This is a genomic window from Pseudomonas sp. Bout1 (assembly GCF_034314165.1).
Lineage (GTDB): Bacteria > Pseudomonadota > Gammaproteobacteria > Pseudomonadales > Pseudomonadaceae > Aquipseudomonas.
On the sequence record NZ_JAVIWK010000001.1, the window covers coordinates 1,861,545 to 1,882,031 of the forward strand.

Consider the following 20,487-nt stretch of genomic DNA (forward strand, 5'->3'; position numbering starts at 1 on the left):
TGTTGTTCAACGGAAAGTGGTCGACTTCACGCCGTTACATGCTGCCTTCCACATCATCCAGGCTGAACGTCTCGGTATGGTCGTCGTAGGAGAAAATCTCCGCATAGCGTCCCCACGCCACCACGCTTTCCAGGGTTTTCTCCACAAAGGCTTCCGTCATCGAGTCTTCCAGTTCCTGCTCGAAGCGCACCCGTGGCGCCCGGTGGCCGCTGCGCTCAAGCAACACTTGGTGAATGCGTGCGGCCAATGGCACGTGGCGGATAAGGTGTTCGGCGAACAGGGTTTTACGCTCCTGGGTGCCGTAGTCGGCGAACAGTTTGCCGGCGTCGGTGAGGGTGATGTCAGCACCCTTGAGTTCGGCGAATCCCAGATGCTCAAGCATCTCCGCTACCGGGAACAGATCGTCGACTTCCAGCAAGCGCCGTTCGGCCACGGTTGGCAGGCCGGCGTGGCCGTTGTAGGGCTCGGCGGCCAGCGTTTCGATCAGACCGGCCATCAGGTTGGTGGAGACTTCCGGCAACAGGCTGCCCATTTTCAGCTCAGGCAAACCCCTGCTCGCGTCGGCGCTGCGCCGGTCAGTCATCAGGGCGTAGATGTCGTCGACCATTTGCCGGAAGGTCGGGTCCAGCCGGTTGCGCGGGTGTGCAAACGGTACCTTGATCTCGGCCACCACTTTACCGGGGTTGGACGACAGTACCAGGATGCGGTCGCACATCAGCACCGCTTCTTCGATGTTGTGGGTCACGATCAGGATCGACTTGATCGGCAACTGCTTGCCGCTCCACAGATCCAGCAGGTCGGTGCGCAGGGTTTCAGCGGTGAGTACGTCGAGCGCCGAGAACGGTTCGTCCATCAGCAACAGGGTCGGGTTGACCACCAGCCCGCGGGCGAAACCCACGCGCTGGCGCATGCCGCCGGACAGTTCCCGCGGGTAGGCGTTTTCAAAACCGTCCAGGCCGATCAGGTCGATGGCCGCCAGGGCGCGCCGGCGGGTTTCCTTGCGCTCGACCTGCAGGGCTTGCAGGCCGGCCTCGACGTTCTCCAGCACGGTCAGCCACGGGAACAGCGCAAAGGTCTGGAACACCATGGCCACGCCTTCAGCCGGGCCGGTGAGCGGCGCACCGTTGTAGCGCACTTCGCCCGACGACGGCTGAATCAGCCCGGCGATGATACGCAGCAAGGTCGACTTACCCGAGCCGGAGCGGCCGAGCATGCCGACAATCTCGCCCTCGTGCAGGCTCAAGTCCACGCCGCTGAGGACTTGCAGCTCGTCTTTACCTTTGCCGAACACCCGGTTCACGTTTTTCAACGAGTAGATTTCCGGGGTGTCGGCGGCGTGCTCGGTATAGGTAGTCATCACAGCGAATCCCATCAATTCAGACGAAGTTTGTTTTCAGCGATGGCGTACATCGGCCGCCACACCGCGCGGTTGAACGCCACCACGAAGATCGACATCACCACTACGCCCAGGGCGATTTTCGGGAAGTCGCCGGCGGCGGTGGTCTGTGCGATGTAGGCGCCCAGCCCGTGGGCGACCACATTGTCCTGGCCCCAGGACACGTACTCGGACACGATACTGGCGTTCCAGGCACCGCCCGAGGCGGTAATGGCGCCGGTGACGTAGTACGGGAAAATCCCCGGCAGCATCACCTTGCGCCACCACAACCAGCCGCGAATGCGGAAGTTGGCGGCGGCTTCCTTGAAGTCGTTGGGGAACGCGCTGGCGCCGGCAATCACGTTGAACAGGATGTACCACTGGGTGCCCAGCACAATCAGCGGGCTCAACCAGATATCCGGGTTGAGGTTGTAGTGCAGGATCACGATGACGAACACCGGGAACAGCAGGTTCGCCGGGAACGCCGCGAGAAACTGCGCCAGCGGCTGGATTTTTTCCGCAAGCGCAGGGCGCAAGCCGATCATTACGCCCAACGGCACCCAGATCAGCGAGGCGATGAAGATCAGCCCCACCACGCGCAACAGCGTGATCAGGCCCAGCACAAACACATGGCCGACTTCGGCGACGGTCACTTCGGTGCCCACATACTGCACGATGTGATACAGCGCATAAGCGGCCAGCAGCGCGATGAGTGTGCCCCACACCCAGTCGATCACTTTGGAGGCTTTGGGTGTTTCTGCCGGCAACGCCTTGAGTGCACCGCCCGCCAGGCTGAAACGTTTGTTGCCTATGCGGCTGATGGTACGGGTGATTGGCCGCAGGCTGCGCTGGACGATGCGCGTGCGCTGGATCAGGTTCAGCAGCCAGGATTGCGGCGCGGCGCCTTGGGAGGCGGTGGTTTCCATGCGAAATTTGTCGGCCCAGGCCACCAACGGGCGGAACAGGAACTGGTCGTACATCAGGATGACGACAATCATCGCCAGGATCACGTAACCCACGGCGTGCAGGTCTTTCTGGGCAATCGCCAGGGCCAGGTACGAACCCACGCCCGGCAACGTAATGGTCTTGTCGCCGACGGTAATGGCCTCGGAGGCGACCACGAAAAACCAGCCGCCGGACATGCTCATCATCATGTTCCACACCAGCCCCGGCATGGCGAAGGGCACGTCGAGCTTCCAGAACCGCTGCCAACCGGAAAGCCGCAGGTTGGTCGACACCTCCACCAGGTCATGGGGCAGCATGCGCAGCGACTGGTAGAAGCTGAACGTCATGTTCCAGGCCTGGCTGGTGAAAATCGCAAAGATGGCCGCGAGCTCCGCGCCGAGCACGCGCCCGGGGAACAGCAGCAGGAAAAACGTCACGGTAAACGAGATGTAACCCAGTACCGGCACCGATTGCAGGATGTCGAGCACGGGTACCAGCAGTTTCTCGGCGCGCCGGCTTTTGGCGGCCAGGGTGCCGTACAACAGGGTAAACACCAGCGCTGCAACCATCGCCGCCAACATGCGCAGGGTGGTGCGCATCGCGTATTCCGGCAGGTTGGCCGGGTCCAGCGAGATGACTTCACTTTGCAAGGTGGCGATGGGCGCCCAGGTTTCTCGCGCAGTGATGGAGAAAAACAGTAAAAAGCCGATCACCAGGGGCAGGGCGACCAAGTCCCAGCGGTTGGGCAGCAAGCGCAATGTGGACGCAGGGATGTAGTGACGGAACACTCTTTTCATAAGCAGTCATTCCTGCGGCGTTCAGGTTCAGGGGCGTGATGGGATCGAGTTTAGCTGCTGCACGAATGACCTACCGGGAGGGAAGGCCGCTGTTTTCGCGAGTCAGGGGCAACGAGGCGTTGCTGGCGGGATTGTACGTTTCTGAATGTTACAGGCACATAAATTTGCTGTCAGTTTCCTGTACGAACTGCGGCTAGGGCGTGGGCGCCCCAGCCGTCGCAGGGTCGCTATTCAAACCGCAGGATCACCCGCCGGTTGTGCTTGCTCTTCTTCTCGATTTTTTCGCAGAACACCCGGCCGATCTCCTCGGTATTGGTCACGTGGGTGCCGCCACAGGGCTGGATGTCGATACCGGCAATCTCGATCACCCGCACCGAACCCTGGATGACCGGCGGCGCCACCGCCTGGGTGCGGGTGATCTGCAGCAGGGTGGAATACTCCGAGGCGGGCATGGACAAGGTCTTGACCTGATGGGCCTGCTGGATCAGTGCGTTGAGGTCGCGGGTGATGGTCTCTTTGTCGAGGGTCATTTCCGGCAGGTCGAAATCCAGGCGGCCCTTATCAACGCCGATGCTGCAACCGGTCACCGGCGCGTCGATGATCGAGCACAGCAGGTGCAGGCAGGTGTGCATTTTCATGTGCTGGTAGCGGCGTTCCCAGTCCAGGCTGGCGTCTACCTGTACCCCGGCAGCCAGTTGTTCGGGGCAGTGTTCCACCTGGTGCCAGATGATCGAGCGCAGCACCGGGTCGCGCACGGTGCCGGTGATGTCTACGCGGCTGCCGTCGGGCAGGGTGAAGTGCCCGGTGTCGCCCGGTTGGCCGCCGCCGGTGGGGTAGAACAGTGTGTGCTCCAGGGCGATGCCTTGTTCGCTGACGGCAATCACCCGCGCACTGAATGCATTCTGGTAAGGCGCGCTGTCGAACAGCGCGAGGGTTTCCATGGTGTGCACAGACATGTTCAACCTCCGACGATCAGTGGGCTGGCTTGCAGCAGGCGACGAACCATCGCGCTCAAGCCAGGGGGAGATAGCAGGGTGATTTCAAATTCGGGCCCGCTCACTTTCAGGTTCAGTGGCAGGCGCGGCGGATAGGCCGTGGTTTCGATGTGCCGCAGGCGGAACTGCAAGTGATGGCGTTCCTTGACCGTTGGCTCCAGCAGCAGGCCGGGCAGGGGATGGAAGTCGGCGTCGAGCACCGTGACCTTGTGGCTGGCGTTGACTTCCCCGACCACGTGCAGGCGTTCATCGAGGGCAAACGCGCCGAGGTAGTTGCTGTGGTCCGACTCGTCGTTTTTCTGCAACTGGATCTGGTTGACTACCTTGACCTTGGTGCCGGCCGGCACGTCCTGGGTGATCACGCAGGAGGGGCTGATAAACACGTTGTCGCCGATCAGCACATAACCCAGCACCCGCGCGCCCGAGCCAACCTCCACGTTGTTGCCCAGGCGTGGGTGGCGCTTGCCGTCCGGGTTGTTGGCGATACCCCGGGCGCCGAGGGTCACGCCGCAAAGGATGTAGCAGTCGTTGCCGATCTCGCAGGTTTCACCGATGACCGTGCCGTAACCGTGGTCCAGCACAAAGCGCCGGCCGATTCGGGCGGCCGGGTGGATTTCGGCGCCAGACAAAATCTTGCCCTGGTTGCTCAGTTTCAGGGCGATGGCGCAAAACACACCGTTGTGCGTGTCCGGGAAGTTCCACACCAGGTGAGCCAGTCGGTAATACAACACCGCCTTGAACGAGGCGTAGGACTCCAGGATCAGCTCCCCACGCCCACGGGACGCGGGGTCGCGCCAGGCATAGGCGATCAGGTCTTCGGCCACCGCCTGGGCTGCCGCCTGGACCAGCGTCGCAAGATGCGCCTCCAGTTGCTTCAACTGCGCGGGCGTAAGCGTAGTGATGAGGTGGGTGAGCAACTCATCGTGCAGTTGTTGCATGTCGATAAAGCCCCCCATGGAGGCACCCCCGCAATAGTTGTTATTCAAAACAGGGCAAATAACTGTCGGCACTGTCGTAGACCATGGTCAGCACCACGGTGTCGGTTGGCAGCTCCGGCGCGAGCTTGGCGATGGCCACCATGTTGGCGGCCGAGGACAACCCGAGGCTGATGGCGTCGGTGCGCATGATGCGTTTGATCATGTCGATACACTCCTGGCGCGACACCTTGAGCATCCCGTCGATAATCGCGACGTTGAGGATGCTCGGGATCAGCCCGATGGACAGGCCCTGGATATGGTGCGGCGCGTGGCGGTCGTTGAGCAGGTCGCATTCTTCCGGCTCCACGCCCATCACACGGATTGCCGGCCAGGTGCTCTTGAGGGTTTCGCCGATGCCGGTGATATGCCCTCCGGTACCGATGCCGCTGACGAAGTAGTCGACCCGCCGCTCACCGAAGGCGCGGATGATTTCCCGTGCGGTGGTGTCGCGGTGGGTCTGCGGGTTGGCGCCGTTGCGCTGCTGGTTGAGCATTACGTAGCTGGGGTTCTCCAGCTGCAGTTCCATGCACTTTTCGCCGTGGGAATTGTTGCCCTGGCGGCTGTCCGACAGCACCACTTTGGCGCCGTACAGGCGCAGCAGTTTCTGCTTCTCGGGGCTGTAGTTGTCGGGGATCACCAGCACCACTTTGTAGCCCAGCACGTTGCCGGCCATCACCAGGCCGATGCCGGTGTTGCCGCCGCTGGGCTCGATGACGGTTTGCCCTGAGCCACGGATCAGAATGCCCCGGCGCTCGGCGTCGAGGATCATGCCCAGGGCGATGCGCGCCTTGTGGCTGCCGCCGGGGTTGAGGGATTCCAGCTTGGCGTAGACCTCGATGCCGAGGTCCTCGGAAAACTGTTCCAGGCGCACGATGGGCGTTTGGCCAATGGCGTCGAGTATCGAGTTATGCAACATCAAGTAAGAACCCATGGCCGCTGATCAGTACAAAGGCATGTCGGGTTCGACGTCGCGAACCCAGTGTTTCATGCCACCTTGCAGCACTTTGGTGTTGGCGAATCCGGCGGCCAGCAAGGTACTGGCGGCTTGCTCTGCGCGGGTACCGGCGTAGCAGATCAGGTAGTGCGTGTTGTCTCGGCTGAGGTTGGCGAGCTGCCCGTCGAGTTCGGCCAGCGGGATGTGCACCACCCCCGGCAGCTTGCACACTTCCAGTTCGCTGGCATCGCGCACATCCAGCAGCACGTCGGCCTTGCTGTGTTGTTCGAGCAGTTGCTTGAGCACCCGGGGCTTGATGTAGCGCTCTTCTGCCAGCGATGGGGTGCTTGGCATGGCATCGGCGCACACGGCCGGGGCGATGGTTTGGCTGTGACGCAGTTCGGAGCAACAAGGGCAATCGGCGCGACGCTTGAAGCGAATCTCGCTGAACTTCATGGCCAGCGCATCAAAGCGCATCAGCCGCCCGGACAGCGGTTCGCCGATGCCGATCAACAGCTTGATCGCTTCGGTGGCCTGGATCATCCCGACCACGCCGGGCAATACACCGATGACACCGCCGGCGCTGCAATTGGGTGCCAGTTCTGCCGGGGGTGCATGGGGGAACAGGCAGCGGTAGCACGGCCCGCCTTTATGGTTGAGTACGCTGATCTGCCCGTCAAAGCGGTAGATGGCGCCGTACACCAATGGTTTGCCCAATTGCACGCAGGCGTCGTTGACGAGGTAGCGGGTTTCGAAATTGTCGGTGCCGTCGATCACCAGGTCGTAGGCGCCCACCAGGTCCAGGGCGTTGTCGGTGTTGAAGGCGGTGTCGTAGGTGTTGATCTGGATGTGGCTGTTAAGGTCCTGCAAGCGCTGCTTGGCGGACTCGACCTTGGGCATGCCCAGGGTGCTGTTGCCGTGGACGATCTGGCGTTGCAGGTTGCTGCTTTCCACCACGTCGAAATCCACCAGCCCGAGGGTGCCGATGCCGGCCGCCGCCAGGTACAGGCTGATGGGCGAACCAAGGCCGCCGGTGCCGATGATCAATACCCGGGCTTTCTTCAGGTTCAGTTGGCCTTCGCGGCCGACGCCGGGCAGGGTGATGTGGCGCACGTAGCGCTGCACTTCTTCGTTACTCAGTGACTCGACATCGATACCGCCAGAGGTCGCCAGCAATACTTCGATTTTCGCCGCCTTGGGCAGCCGGTCGTTGGCGTCGATCAGCTCCTCCTCGGCGGTAAACAGGAAGTGTTCCTTGAGCTGGTTATTCTCGTAGAGCAGGTGCGCGCGCAACTGCGGGTGCTCGGTGCAGAGGTTTTCAATGACTTCGCGCAATGTCGATCCGGCACCCTCGAGCGTCGATGCTGGCAGCTTGGCCACGCGGACCAGGATGTCGGGGAAAGAGACAGCGTTCATGCACAACTCCGTTTGCAGGTCGTTGAAGGGGTTTTGGGCGAAGCGCTTGCCATCCCAGGCAAACAGCTTGGAACCTTGGGTGTTGCCCTGGCGAACATCCACCACCAGGTAGCTCACGGGGTAGATCGGCTCGCCCATGAAGAGGGCCTTGTCCTGGTCTTCGTCGCTGAAATACGCGCCGACGTCAGGGTGGGAGTGGTAGATCACCACCACCGGGTTATCACTGCGAAACGCCTTGTTCATCATCAGCGTGTCGGCCACTGAAAAGGTGTAGCCGTTGGCTGCGCTGCGTGAATACATCTCGGGGTTTTTGCTATGCAACTCATTCTGGATATTGCTGCCCAGGTGCACGCGGCCATCGGCGAAAACGAAGCCGCAGCATTCCTCGGGATAGCTGCGGTCGGCGTGGGCGTAAATCTGCTCCAGGGCGCTTGGGCTCAGGACCTTCATCTCAGTTTTTCTTCGCCAGGAGTTTCTCGATGGGCAGCTTGGTGATGGCAAAACCGGCCAGCAGGATCGCCGAATACATCATCAGGTCCTTGGAAATCTGCAGGCCTTCGTACCAGGCGCCGATGATCACCGCGAACACCGGGAAGATGATGAACACGAACGACAAAATGATCGGGCTCAGGCGCTTGAGCAGCATGAAATACACGATAAACCCGCCCACCGAGGCCACCAGCCCGAGGTAGAACAGCGCACTCCAGGAGCGCAGGGTGATGTCTTCAAAGGTCGGGGTTTCAAAGAAAAGCCCGGCGACAAACAGCATCAGCCCGGCGATGCCGATGGGCAGGGTGTTGTAGGTGATCACGCTGATGGCGCTGCCTTGTTTCTTGGTAATCACGTAGCACAAGGCATGCATGATCGCGGCGGCCAGGATCGCCAGCACCCCGAAGAATTCGGCATGGTCCAGGTGCAGGCCCTGGCTCTTGATGATCATGTACAGGCTGCCGAAACCGATGGCGATACCCACCACCTGCGAAAAGTAGATGCGCTCACGCAAGAACAGCGCAGAAAAAATCAGGATAAACACCGGCATGCAGCTGAACAGCAGCGCGGTAAGGCCGGACGAGACATGCATCTCGCCGTAGTTGAGCAGGTAGTACGGAACGCTGAAGTAGGAAAGCGTCACGAATACGAAGAACCAGCGGCTTTCCCGGGGAAACAGGATCGGCTCGCGGCGCACCCAGGCAAAACACAGGAACAGCGGAAACGCGATCAAAAACCGCAGCCCGGCAGAGGTCAGCGGCGGCACGCTTTCCACGGCGATCTTGATGCCCAGCCAGGTGGTGCCCCAGCTCAGGCAGACAATCAGAAACATCACGCTGGTAATCAGCCCACCCAACCACTGCTTGTGAGTTTTTGTTTTTTCAGCGTTTTCTAGAACGGCGGACATTGGCATCGTGACATTGCTTCCATGAGACCGAATTGACCTCTATATTGAGTGCCTTGATTCGGTGATTGAACCCGTAAAAGCACACTATTAGGGCGAATGATGGCTGTCAAAACAAATATTGACATGGTGTCAATTATGCGAGAAGGACTCTCCAGCGGGCAGGGCGTGAAGTACAAACGCCTGTCCGATGTCATGGAGCGGGGCATCCTTGAAGGCTTGATTGAACCGGGAAGAAAACTGCCGCCCCATCGGGTGCTTTCCGACAATCTGGGGGTGACCATTGGCACCATCAGCCGGGCCTACGGTGAGCTGGAGCGGCTGGGGCTGGTGGTCGCGCGGGTCGGTGACGGCACCTTCGTACGCAAGCGTGGGATGGAGCGCCAGCGGGATGAGGGTTTTCGCAACTTCAGCGACGAGCCGCGCCAATACTTCGATATGAGCCGCAACATGCATATCCCGGGGCAGGAGACCACGTTCCTGGCCCAGAGCTTCCAGACGCTGGCCACCAATGCCAAGTTCTTGCAGGACATCAGTGCCTACACCCCGGATGCTGGCCTGCCGCGCTACCGTGCGGCGGGTGCGCAGTGGCTGGTGCAGCGGGATTTCCACCCGATTCCCGAGCAGGTGATTTGCGTGAACGGCGGCCAGCACGGGCTGCTCTGTGCACTGATGGCGCTGTTGCGCGCCGGAGACACGGTGGTGACCGAGCAGTTGACCTATCCGGGGCTGATCACCGCCGCGCGGATGCTGGGGATACGCCTGATTGGCCTGGAAATGGATGAAGAAGGCTTGCTGCCGAGCGCGCTGGATGAAGTCTGTCGCAATCACCGGGTGTCGGCGTTGTATTGCACGCCGACTATCCAGAATCCTACGACGGCGGTGCTGTCGGTCGCGCGCCGTGAGGCGTTGGTCAAGGTGTGCCGTGAACACAACCTGCTGATTCTGGAGGATGAGGCCCACGGCGTGCTGGTGGAAGATCGTCCGCCGCCCCTGAGCCATTTCGCCCCGGAGCGTACGATTCTGATCAGCAGCCTGAGCAAGGCGGTATCGGCGGGGTTGCGTGTTGGTTATGTGCACGCGCCGCCGGCGTTGGTCAGCCGAATTTCTGCGGCCTTGCGCTCGACCTGCTGGATGGCGACCCCGGTCACCCTGGAACTGGCCACGCAATGGATCGAAAACGGCACGGCAGAGCACTTGCTGCACCAGCAGATCCAGGAAATCAGCCGGCGCAAGGCGTTGGTCGAAGGGTTGTTGATTGGGTTGGAGTACCGCACCCACTTAAATAGCCCGCACTTCTGGATCGAAGTCCCGGAGCCCTGGCGCGCGTCGGAAATCGAGGCGGAGTTAAAGCAGAACAATTACCTGATCGCCACCGCCGAGGCGTTTGCGGTGGGGCAGACGGCAGTGCCGCAGTTTATCCGGGCAAGCATCTGCAACACGTCGGGGGATGATCAGTTGTTGCTGGCAGGGTTTGATGCGCTGGCGACGGCGCTGGGGCAGGGCGGGGGTAGGTTTCACCTGTGAACCCAACGGCTTGTTGTGAACTTGACCCCTGTGGCGAGGGAGCTTGCTCCCGCTGGGCTGCGAAGCAGCCCCAAGGCCATTCACTAAATACCAGTCGTCTGGTTTGCGACTGCTGCGCAGTCGAGCGGGAGCAAGCTCCCTCGCCACAGAAGCTCCCTCGCCACACAAGCACCTTGGCCAGCGAGAGTATTTACTTGAACCGCCGCTCCACGCCTTTCTCTACCAGAATCTTCGCCGAAATCTCTTCCACCGAAAAATGCGTGGAATTGATGTGCGCAATATTCTCCCGGCGGAACAGATTTTCTACTTCCCGCACTTCAAATTCGCACTGCGCATAGCTGGAGTAACGGCTGTTGGGCTTGCGCTCATTGCGAATCGCCGTCAGGCGGTCCGGGTCAATGGTCAGCCCGAACAGCTTGTGCTGGTGCGCGCGCAGCGCGGCGGGCAGCGTCAGGTGCTCCATGTCGTCTTCGGTCAGCGGGTAGTTGGCCGCCCGAATCCCGAATTGCATGGCCATATAAAGGCAGGTCGGTGTTTTGCCGCAGCGGGACACGCCCACCAGGATCAAATCGGCCTTGTCGTAGTAGTGCGTGCGGGCGCCGTCGTCGTTGTCGAGGGCGAAGTTCACCGCCTCGATCCGCTCCATATAGTTGGAATTGTGGCCAATGGAGTGAGATTTTCCGACGGAGTATGACGAATGTTCACTTAACTCTTGTTCCAGCGGCGCCAGGAAGGTAGAGAAGATGTCGATCATGAAACCATTGGAAGTCGCGAGGATCTCACGAATGTCCTGATTGACGATGGTGTCGAAAATGATCGGGCGAAATCCGTCTTTTTCGGCGGCCAGATTGATTTGTTGTACCATGGCTCGCGCTTTATCCACGCTGTCGATATAGGGTCGCGTGAATTTGCTGAAGGTAATGTTTTCGAACTGCGCCAGCAGGCTTTGACCCAGGGTTTCGGCTGTAATGCCGGTGCCGTCGGAGATAAAGAAAGCAGATCGTTTCATTTGAGCCTTGGGCCTTAAGCTGATGACGAATCTTGGATATGATAGGCGCGATTTTGCCGTCCCGCAGTGGGCCGCATTCTCACTTATTTTCCAGGTCCAGGCCACAAACGCCGGTAACCGCTCCTACTGAGCCACCGGCGTCCTGAGCTTTTCCAACACAGAAAGTGGAGAGATCACCTTGGTAGAGTACGTAGTTTCCCTCGATAAGCTCGGCGTCCATGATGTAGAGCATGTGGGGGGCAAGAACGCATCCCTCGGCGAGATGATCAGTAATCTTGCAGGCGCTGGTGTCTCGGTGCCTGGTGGTTTTGCCACCACGGCCCAGGCTTACCGCGATTTCCTCGAACTGAGCGGCCTCAACGACCAGATCCACGCTGCCCTGGATGCCTTGGACGTCGATGACGTCAACGCCCTGGCCAAGACCGGCGCCCAGATCCGCCAATGGATCATGGAAGCCGAGTTCCCCGAGAAGCTCAACGCCGAGATCCGCACCGCGTTTGCCGCGCTGTCGGCCGGTAACCCGGACATGGCCGTCGCCGTGCGCTCCTCGGCCACCGCCGAAGACCTGCCAGACGCTTCCTTTGCCGGCCAGCAAGAAACCTTCCTGAACATCCGCGGCGTAGAAAACGTGATCCGCGCGGCCAAGGAAGTGTTTGCCTCGCTGTTCAACGACCGCGCCATTTCCTACCGTGTACACCAGGGTTTCGACCACAAGCTGGTGGCCTTGTCTGCCGGTGTGCAGCGCATGGTGCGTTCGGAAACCGGCACGGCCGGCGTGATGTTCACCCTGGACACCGAATCGGGCTTTCGCGATGTGGTGTTCATCACCGGTGCCTACGGCCTCGGCGAAACCGTCGTACAAGGCGCGGTGAACCCGGACGAATTCTACGTCCACAAACACACCCTTGAAGCCGGCCGCCCGGCCATCCTGCGCCGCAACCTGGGCAGCAAGGCAATCAAGATGATCTACGGCGACGAGGCCAAGGCCGGTCGCTCGGTAAAAACCGTGGATGTCGACAAGGCCGAACGCGCACGTTTCTGCCTGAGCGACGCCGAAGTCAGCGAACTGGCCAAGCAGGCGATGATCATCGAGAAGCACTACAAGTGCCCGATGGACATCGAATGGGCCAAGGACGGTGACGACGGCAAGCTGTACATCGTCCAGGCCCGCCCTGAAACCGTGAAGAGCCGCACCTCGGCCAACGTCATGGAACGCTACCTGCTCAAGGAAACCGGCACCGTGCTGGTGGAAGGCCGTGCCATCGGCCAGCGCATTGGCGCCGGCAAGGTGCGGATCATCAAAGACGTGTCCGAGATGGACAAGGTCCAGCCAGGTGACGTGTTGGTTTCCGACATGACCGACCCGGACTGGGAACCGGTGATGAAACGCGCCAGCGCCATTGTCACCAACCGTGGTGGGCGTACGTGCCACGCGGCGATCATCGCCCGTGAACTCGGGATCCCAGCGGTTGTGGGTTGCGGCAACGCCACCCAACTGTTGAAAGACGGCCAGGGCGTGACCGTGTCCTGCGCTGAAGGCGACACCGGTTTTATCTTCGAAGGTGAGCTGGGCTTCGACATCAAGCAAAACTCCATCGACGCCATGCCGGACCTGCCGTTCAAGATCATGATGAACGTCGGCAACCCGGACCGTGCCTTCGATTTCGCGCAGTTGCCGAACGCCGGTGTGGGCCTGGCCCGCCTGGAATTCATCATCAACCGCATGATCGGTGTGCACCCCAAGGCCTTGCTGAACTACGACGGCCTGCCGCCGGACATCAAGGACAGCGTCGACAAGCGCATTGCCGGCTACAACGACCCGGTGGGTTTCTACGTCGAGAAGCTGGTGGAAGGCATCAGCACCCTGGCGGCGGCGTTCTACCCGAAAAAGGTCATCGTGCGGCTGTCGGACTTCAAGTCCAACGAATACGCGAACCTGATCGGCGGCAAGCTCTACGAGCCGGAAGAAGAAAACCCGATGCTGGGCTTCCGGGGCGCCTCGCGTTATATCAGCGAAGCCTTCCGCGACTGCTTTGAGCTGGAATGCCGTGCCCTCAAGCGCGTGCGCAACGAGATGGGCCTGACCAACGTCGAAATCATGGTGCCGTTCGTGCGCACCCTGGGTGAGGCGAGCCAGGTTGTGGACCTGCTGGCTGAGAACGGCCTGTCCCGTGGCGAGAACGGTTTGCGCGTCATCATGATGTGCGAGCTGCCGTCCAATGCCATCCTGGCCGAAGAGTTCCTGGAATTCTTCGACGGCTTCTCCATCGGCTCCAATGACCTGACCCAGCTGACCCTGGGCCTGGACCGCGATTCGGGGATCATCGCTCACCTGTTCGACGAGCGTAACCCTGCGGTCAAGAAGCTGTTGGCCAACGCCATCCAGGCGTGCAACAAGGCTGGCAAGTACATCGGCATCTGCGGCCAAGGCCCTTCCGATCACCCGGACCTGGCCAAATGGCTGATGGAACAGGGCATCGAAAGCGTCTCGCTGAACCCCGATTCTGTACTGGAAACCTGGTTCTTCCTGGCTGAAGGCCAAGCCCCGGCGTAAGACGCAACACCCCAAAGTGCCGGTCAACCCTGCGGTTGGCCGGCATTTCTCATTCTGTACAGGGCGGAACTCCTTCCGGACGCCGCCCTTTTTTGTGCAAGAGCATTATGCAAAGCAGCAGCAACCTGTTTCCCGTCGCCCTGATCAGCGCTGAACGTCGTGGCGACCTGAGTGAAGATGTGTACCGGCTGAAACCCGGTAACAGCCCCGACGGCACTGTCGAGCTGGCCGTGACGCGCCTGGGCCTGGCCGATGTCCCGGAAAACCGGGGCGTGCCGGTGGTTTTGTTGCATGGCAGTTTCTCCAATCGGCGCTTCTGGTATTCGCCCAAGGGTATCGGCCTGGGCGCTTACCTGGCGCGTGAAGGGTTCGACGTCTGGATCCCGGAAATGCGCGGCCACGGGCTATCGCGGCGTAACCACGACTACGCCAAAAACCGCGTCGCCGACTATGCTCGCTACGACTTGCCGGCCATTGCCGCCTTTGTGCGCGAGCAAAGCGGGCAGGTACCCCACTGGATCGGGCATTCCCTGGGTGGCATCACCTTGGCTGCAGCCCTGGGTGGGCAGCACCTTGGCGCGCCGGCAGTGGCCTCGGTGGCGCTGTTTGGCTGCCAGGTCAGCCGCAGCCATTGGCCGTTGAAACTGCCACCAGTGGAATGGACCGGTCGCCTGCTCCTGAAACGTGTCGGCCAATTGTCGGGCCCGCGGTTCAAGCGCGGCCCAGAGGATGAGCCGGCGGGCGTGTTGATCGAAGCCATGCGCTGGAACGGCCTGTTCGGCCGTTTTGGCGAAGGGAAGCAGGATTGGTGGAAGGGCCTGGCAGCGGTCGACGTGCCGCTGTTGGCGGTGAGCGCTGCCGGCGATCACCAAGACCCGGATTGGGCCTGTCGCAAACTCTTCGAGCAAGTCGGCTCCGAGCATCGCCAGTACCTGTGCCTGGGGCGCCAGCAAGGGTTCAGCGGGGATTTCGGGCATGTCGAGATGCTCGTCAGCAAGGCCGCCCAGGCGCAAGTCTGGCCATTGGTGACGCGCTGGCTGAAACACCCGCTCACACCTTTGACGGGGGCGGAGTCGCGGGAGCTTGAGGCCGTTTGACCGCAAGGCTCTAACAGGGGCGTTTCGCTTGGTTGGCGTAGCGGATAAGATACGACGCGTCGGGTGCTTCTGGTCATATTCAGTCGCGCAGTGGGTATTGCGTTGCTGCCCGTGGGGCCGGATTATTCGACCCGGATTAAAGAAGCTTCATGGCAAAGCGTTTCCAGATGTAAGTAAACAGTGGGATGTTCGACACCTTCCTTCACCTACAGGAGTTTCTCGATGAACCATTACCTTACCCCCGACCTGTGTGACGCTTACCCGGAGCTGGTGCAGGTGGTTGAGCCGATGTTCAGCAATTTTGGCGGCCGAGACTCCTTTGGTGGCGAGATCGTGACCATCAAGTGCTTTGAAGACAATTCCCTGGTCAAGGAGCAAGCCGAGCTCAATGGCGCCGGCAAGGTGCTGGTGGTTGACGGTGGTGGTTCCCTGCGCCGCGCGTTGCTGGGCGACATGATCGCCGAGAAAGCCGCAAAAAACGGCTGGGAAGGGCTGGTCATCTACGGCTGCATCCGCGATGTGGACGTGATCGCTCAAACCGACCTCGGCGTGCAGGCCCTGGCCAGCCACCCGATGAAAACTGACAAGCGCGGTATTGGCGACTTGAACGTGGCGGTCACATTCGCCGGCGTGACCTTTCGCCCGGGTGAGTATGTGTACGCCGACAATAATGGCGTCATCGTCTCCCCCAGCCCGCTGAAAATGCCTGAATAAATAGCAGTAGCCGACAGGGGTGAGGATGTTCGAGGAAGAAAACGCGCAGTGGGGGCTGGTGCATGCCCTGGTGCTGGACGGTAAAGGTGGCGCGCGTTCGATTGCCCGGACAGAGCTTGATGAGCTGCAACTGCGGCCTCAGGAAAGCCTGTGGCTGCACTGGGATCGCAGCCATCCCCAAACCCAGACCTGGTTGCGCACATCCAGCGGCTTAAGCGAGTTCGCCTGTGACTTGCTGCTGGAGGAGAACACCCGCCCACGCCTGTTGCCGCTGCCGGATGCCGAGCTGCTGCTGTTTTTGCGCGGGGTTAACCTTAACCCCGGTGCCGAGCCGGAGGACATGGTCTCGGTGCGGATCTTCGCCTCGGCGGCCCGCGTGATTTCCCTGCGTTTGCGCCCATTGCGCGCCACCGATGAGTTGCTGGTGCAACTGGCAGATGGCAAAGGGCCGAAAACCGCCTCGGAACTGGTCCTTTACATGGCGCAGTACCTGACCAACAAGGTTCAGGATCTGGTCAGCGACCTGTCGGAAATTGTCGATATCGAAGAAGAAAAACTGGATGCCGACGAACGGTATACTCCGGAGCATGGCAGCGTTTTGCAGATCCGCCGACGCGCCGCCGGGCTGAAACGTTTCCTGTCGCCGCAGCGGGATATTTTCGCGCAGTTGACCCGGATCAAGTTGCCCTGGTTCTGTGACGACGATGCTGACTACTGGAACGAATTGAACAACAGCCTGACCCGTTACCTGGAAGAGCTGGAATTGGCCCGGGAGCGCGTGGGGCTTGTGCTTGAGACTGAAGACCGGCGCTTGAGCCTGCGTATGAACCGCACGATGTACCGCTTTGGGATCATCACCGGAATCTTTCTGCCGATGAGTTTTTTGACCGGTTTGCTGGGGATCAATGTGGGCGGTATTCCGTTCTCTTCCAGCCCTTATGGGTTCTTGATCGCCTGCCTGATGATGGTCTCGGTGGCCGTCGGCCAATGGTGGTTGTTCCGACGTTTACGTTGGGTCTGACCTGAATGTGACCTGAACGTGGAAACAGGTCATGTGACCTGAAGAATTTTACCCTCGTCTTTTAAATCACTTGCGAGAGGTCCTTATGCACGATCCGTTCGAACAGTCTTTGCGTGACATGCTCAATGCCTCGTCCTCCAACCGGGATGACGATGCGTGCCTGGGTCGCGTATTAAAAACCGCCAACCGCCAGGTTGGGGCGGGAGACCTGTTCGGCCTGCTCGGTCGTTGGTTGCCGGCGTTGATGATGGCCCTGAACAATGGTTCGGCCCATGTTTCACCGGTTTCCCGTCGTAAACCTCTTGCTCGCACTGCTGATAAGGCTGAATGAATATGGAACTTGATCTCTGGACCCAGAGTCTTGTAGCTGCAATGACTGCGTTGTGGACCAAGGTGGCGAATTTCATTCCCAACCTGTTTGGTGCACTGGTGGTGGTACTGCTGGGTTTTGTCGTGGCCAAGCTGCTCGACACCCTGCTCTCCAAATTGCTGGCTAAACTGGGCCTTGATCGCTTGATGGGTGGCACCGGCCTGACCAAGATCCTGGGGCGCGCGGGGCTGCAAGTACCGATCTCGACATTGATCGGGAAGATCGTTTATTGGTTTGTTTTGCTGATTTTTCTGGTTTCTGCGGCTGAATCCCTTGGACTTGAGCGAGTTTCAGCTACGCTCGACATGCTGGCGCTGTATTTGCCGAAGGTATTCGGCGGCGCGCTGGTACTGCTGGTAGGGGTTTTGCTGGCGCAACTGGCCAATGGCCTGGTGCGTGGCGCGGCTGAAGGGGTAGGGCTGGATTATGCCGGCGGCTTGGGGCGAATCGCCCAGGGGCTGGTCATTATCATCAGTATTTCGGTCGCGATCAGCCAATTGGAGGTCAAGACTGACCTGCTGAACCACGTGATTGTGATTGTTTTGATTACCGTTGGTCTGGCTGTTGCGCTGGCCATGGGACTGGGAAGCCGGGAAATTGCCGGGCAGATTCTTGCGGGAATCTATGTGCGTGAGTTGTATCAGGTTGGGCAACAAGTGCGTGTGGGCGAGGTCGAAGGGCAGATCGAGGAGATCGGCACGGTCAAGACGACAGTGCTGACCGACGATGGCGAACTGGTGTCGCTTTCGAACCGGATCTTGCTGGAACAGCATGTGACTAGCCGCTAACCCGGCGAATCCTGCTAATGTACGCCGCCGCAATCCTGGGTATCCAGGCTGTAGCGGACATTGACCTGACTGTCGGCACGACTTGTTTTGAATAAAGCCCAAACGCTGTCCACGCGCTATGACCCCCGTGAGCTCTCTGATGAGGAGTTGGTCGCGCGCGCGCACACGGAGCTGTTTCACGTAACACGCGCGTACGAAGAATTGATGCGCAGGTATCAACGCACTCTGTTCAACGTTTGTTCAAGGTATTTAGGGAACGATAGAGATGCGGATGATGTCTGTCAGGAAGTGATGCTCAAGGTGCTGTACGGCCTGAAGAACTTCGAGGGCAAATCGAAGTTCAAGACATGGCTTTATAGCATCACGTACAACGAGTGCATCACGCAGTATCGGAAGGAACGGCGAAAGCGTCGCTTGATGGACGCTTTGAGTCTGGACCCCCTTGAGGAAGCGTCTGAAGAAAAGGCGCCGGCACCCGAGGAAAAGGGCGGACTCGATCGCTGGCTGGTGTATGTGAATCCGATTGACCGTGAAATTCTGGTGCTACGATTTGTCGCAGAGCTGGAATTTCAGGAAATCGCTGACATCATGCACATGGGTTTGAGTGCTACAAAAATGCGTTACAAACGTGCTCTAGATAAATTACGTGAGAAATTTGCGGGCAGTACTGAAACTTAGTGCGTGGCAAATATCTCTTACGTGTAGGCAAGTTCTGTTAGACTTGTCGCCGAGTTGTCCCCCGGTATGTGGGACTGCTTTACAATCACCAGATGGGGATTTAACGGATGAAACTGAAAAACACCTTGGGCTTGGCCATTGGTACTCTTATTGCCGCTACTTCTTTCGGCGTTCTGGCACAAGGCCAAGGCGCAGTTGAAGGCGAGCTGTTCTACAAGAAGCAGTACAACGATAGCGTCAAGAATATCGAAGACGGCTTCAATCCAGGCGCTCGCATCGGTTACTTCCTGACCGACGACCTGTCGTTGAACTTGTCCTACGACAAAACCAACCACACCCGTTCGAACAACGGTACTGGCAACCAGAAGATCGGCGGCGACACTGGTAGCATCACTGCCCAGTATCACTTCGGTCAGGCTGGCGTTGATTCGCTGCGTCCATACGTAGAAGGTGGTTTCGGTCACCAGAGCCGTAGCAACGTAGAAGACGACGGCCACAAAGGTCGCGATCAATCGACTCTGGCTATCGCTGGCGCCGGTGTGAAGTACTACTTCACCAACAACCTGTACGCTCGTGCCGGTGTTGAAGCTGACTACGCAATCGACAACGGCAAGTGGGATTACTCCGCACTGGTCGGCCTGGGCGTAAACTTCGGCGGTAACGCTGGCGCAGCAGCTCCAGCTCCTACCCCAGCACCAGCTCCAGAGCCAGTTCCAGAGCCAGAAGCTCCGGTTGCTCAGGTTGTTCGTGTTGAGCTGGACGTGAAGTTCGACTTCGACAAGTCGGTTGTTAAGCCTAACAGCTACGGCGACGTGAAAAACCTCGCTGACTTCATGAAACAGTACCCACAAACCACCACCGTTGTTGAAGGTCACACTGACTCCGTCGGTCCTGACGCTTACAACCAGAAGCTGTCCCAGCGTCGTGCTGACGCTGTTAAGCAAGTCCTGGTCAAAGACGGTATCGCTCCTAACCGTGTAAGCTCGGTTGGTTATGGCAAATCCCGCCCAGTTGCTGACAACGCAACTGAAGCTGGCCGTGCTATCAACCGTCGCGTAGAAGCATCGGTAGAAGCTCAAGCAGCTCAGTAATTACTGAGTTGTAGAAAAAAGCCCGGCTTAGGCCGGGCTTTTTTTCGTCTGGAATTTGCCTCAGGCCTGGAGGCTGGCCAAGGCGTCGACCGCCTGTGTCGCTTGGGCAACCCGGCCAATCACCAGAATCGCCGGGCTCTTCAGCGCAAAGCCCTGCGCATCGTCCTGCATCCGCAAAAGGCTGCTGCGGCATTCACGCTGTTGTGGCAACGAGGCGTTTTCGATCATCGCCACCGGCATGTCATCGCTCATGCCGCCCTCCAGCAACTGCTGGCGAATCTCTCCCAGCTTCGCCACCCCCATATAGATCACCAGCGTCGTGCCGCCCTCGGCCAGCGCCCGCCAATTGAGGCTGCTGTCGTCCTGGGTGTGGGCGGTGACCAGTGTTACGCCACGGCTGATACCGCGCAGCGTCAGCGGGATGTCACAATTCGTTGCCCCTGCCAGCCCTGCAGTAATGCCGTTGACCAACTCCACCTCCACCCCTCGTAGCCTGAGCCACGCCGCCTCTTCGCCACCACGACCAAAAATGCATGGATCGCCGCCCTTGAGCCTTACCACGCACTTGCCTTGCCGGGCATAGCGCAACATCAGGCGGTGGATAAATGCCTGCGGCGTGGAGCGACAGCCGCCGCGTTTACCCACCGTAATCAGCCGTGCCGAAGGGCAATGTTCCAGCAGCGCCGGGTTGACCAGATCATCGGTCAGCACCACATCGGCTTCCCGCAGGGCCCGTACCGCCTTGAGCGTCAGCAGCTCCGGATCGCCGGGGCCCGCGCCTACCAACCAGACTTTTGCGCTCATGT

Annotated in this window: 18 protein-coding genes; 9 read left to right on the top strand and 9 right to left on the bottom strand. The window is 59.8% G+C overall.

The window, feature by feature from the left end; translation table 11 throughout:
- Positions 1-34 precede the first annotated feature (34 nt).
- From RGV33_RS08545 to RGV33_RS08575, 7 genes are all read right to left on the bottom strand, one after another.
- Positions 35-1,357, bottom strand: coding sequence for a nitrate/sulfonate/bicarbonate ABC transporter ATP-binding protein (locus RGV33_RS08545; protein WP_322143893.1), 1,323 nt, complete (start codon positions 1,355-1,357; stop codon positions 35-37).
- Positions 1,358-1,371: 14 nt separating this feature from the next.
- Positions 1,372-3,117, bottom strand: coding sequence for an ABC transporter permease subunit (locus tag RGV33_RS08550; RefSeq protein ID WP_322143894.1), 1,746 nt, complete (start codon positions 3,115-3,117; stop codon positions 1,372-1,374).
- 227 nt (positions 3,118-3,344) lie between these two features.
- A complete protein-coding gene (locus tag RGV33_RS08555; RefSeq protein WP_322143895.1) occupies positions 3,345-4,073 on the bottom strand; it encodes an alanyl-tRNA editing protein in 729 nt (242 codons plus the stop codon).
- Between the two features lie 2 nt (positions 4,074-4,075).
- Positions 4,076-5,068 carry a serine O-acetyltransferase gene (locus RGV33_RS08560; RefSeq protein ID WP_322143896.1) on the bottom strand — a complete coding sequence of 331 codons (993 nt, stop codon included), beginning with the start codon at positions 5,066-5,068 and terminating at the stop codon, positions 4,076-4,078.
- Positions 5,069-5,090: 22 nt separating this feature from the next.
- Entirely contained in the window at positions 5,091-6,005 is a 915-nt protein-coding gene (locus RGV33_RS08565; RefSeq protein ID WP_322148640.1) for a PLP-dependent cysteine synthase family protein, read from the bottom strand.
- Positions 6,006-6,029: 24 nt separating this feature from the next.
- Positions 6,030-7,889: a molybdopterin-synthase adenylyltransferase MoeB gene (moeB, locus tag RGV33_RS08570; RefSeq protein ID WP_322143897.1), complete on the bottom strand. Its 1,860-nt coding sequence runs from the start codon at positions 7,887-7,889 to the stop codon at positions 6,030-6,032.
- A gap of 1 nt (position 7,890) precedes the next feature.
- Positions 7,891-8,835 (bottom strand): DMT family transporter, encoded by a 945-nt coding sequence (locus RGV33_RS08575; RefSeq protein WP_416152064.1) that lies wholly within the window; start codon positions 8,833-8,835, stop codon positions 7,891-7,893.
- Positions 8,836-8,934: 99 nt separating this feature from the next.
- On the opposite strand from RGV33_RS08575, the gene RGV33_RS08580 reads away from it, so the two are divergent.
- A complete protein-coding gene (locus RGV33_RS08580; RefSeq protein WP_416152065.1) occupies positions 8,935-10,359 on the top strand; it encodes a PLP-dependent aminotransferase family protein in 1,425 nt (474 codons plus the stop codon).
- Between the two features lie 190 nt (positions 10,360-10,549).
- Here RGV33_RS08580 and RGV33_RS08585 read toward each other — a convergent pair whose 3' ends face one another.
- The gene (locus RGV33_RS08585) at positions 10,550-11,368 is read right to left on the bottom strand and encodes a pyruvate, water dikinase regulatory protein (RefSeq protein ID WP_010176424.1); all 819 of its coding nucleotides are present in this window, start codon (positions 11,366-11,368) and stop codon (positions 10,550-10,552) included.
- Positions 11,369-11,546: 178 nt separating this feature from the next.
- Between RGV33_RS08585 and ppsA the strand changes: the two genes are divergently transcribed.
- From ppsA to RGV33_RS08625, 8 genes are all read left to right on the top strand, one after another.
- Positions 11,547-13,922, top strand: coding sequence for a phosphoenolpyruvate synthase (gene ppsA, locus RGV33_RS08590; RefSeq protein WP_322143899.1), 2,376 nt, complete (start codon positions 11,547-11,549; stop codon positions 13,920-13,922).
- Positions 13,923-14,029: 107 nt separating this feature from the next.
- Positions 14,030-15,019, top strand: coding sequence for an alpha/beta fold hydrolase (locus tag RGV33_RS08595; RefSeq protein WP_322143900.1), 990 nt, complete (start codon positions 14,030-14,032; stop codon positions 15,017-15,019).
- Between the two features lie 222 nt (positions 15,020-15,241).
- Positions 15,242-15,733, top strand: a complete 492-nt coding sequence (gene rraA, locus RGV33_RS08600; RefSeq protein ID WP_003215007.1) for a ribonuclease E activity regulator RraA — start codon at positions 15,242-15,244, stop codon at positions 15,731-15,733.
- A gap of 25 nt (positions 15,734-15,758) precedes the next feature.
- Entirely contained in the window at positions 15,759-16,754 is a 996-nt protein-coding gene (locus RGV33_RS08605; RefSeq protein WP_322143901.1) for a zinc transporter ZntB, read from the top strand.
- Between the two features lie 85 nt (positions 16,755-16,839).
- Positions 16,840-17,085 carry a CrfX protein gene (locus tag RGV33_RS08610; protein WP_322143902.1) on the top strand — a complete coding sequence of 82 codons (246 nt, stop codon included), beginning with the start codon at positions 16,840-16,842 and terminating at the stop codon, positions 17,083-17,085.
- A gap of 2 nt (positions 17,086-17,087) precedes the next feature.
- A complete protein-coding gene (locus RGV33_RS08615; RefSeq protein WP_322143903.1) occupies positions 17,088-17,912 on the top strand; it encodes a mechanosensitive ion channel family protein in 825 nt (274 codons plus the stop codon).
- Positions 17,913-17,999: 87 nt separating this feature from the next.
- On the top strand, positions 18,000-18,590 hold the full coding sequence (sigX, locus tag RGV33_RS08620; RefSeq protein WP_322143904.1) for an RNA polymerase sigma factor SigX: 591 nt from the start codon (positions 18,000-18,002) through the stop codon (positions 18,588-18,590).
- Positions 18,591-18,697: 107 nt separating this feature from the next.
- Positions 18,698-19,681: an OmpA family protein gene (locus RGV33_RS08625; protein WP_322143905.1), complete on the top strand. Its 984-nt coding sequence runs from the start codon at positions 18,698-18,700 to the stop codon at positions 19,679-19,681.
- A 60-nt stretch (positions 19,682-19,741) separates the two neighbouring features.
- On the opposite strand, the gene cobA is transcribed toward RGV33_RS08625, so the two are convergent.
- Complete coding sequence (cobA, locus tag RGV33_RS08630; protein WP_322143906.1) at positions 19,742-20,485, bottom strand: uroporphyrinogen-III C-methyltransferase; 744 nt, start codon at positions 20,483-20,485, stop codon at positions 19,742-19,744.
- Positions 20,486-20,487 lie beyond the last annotated feature (2 nt).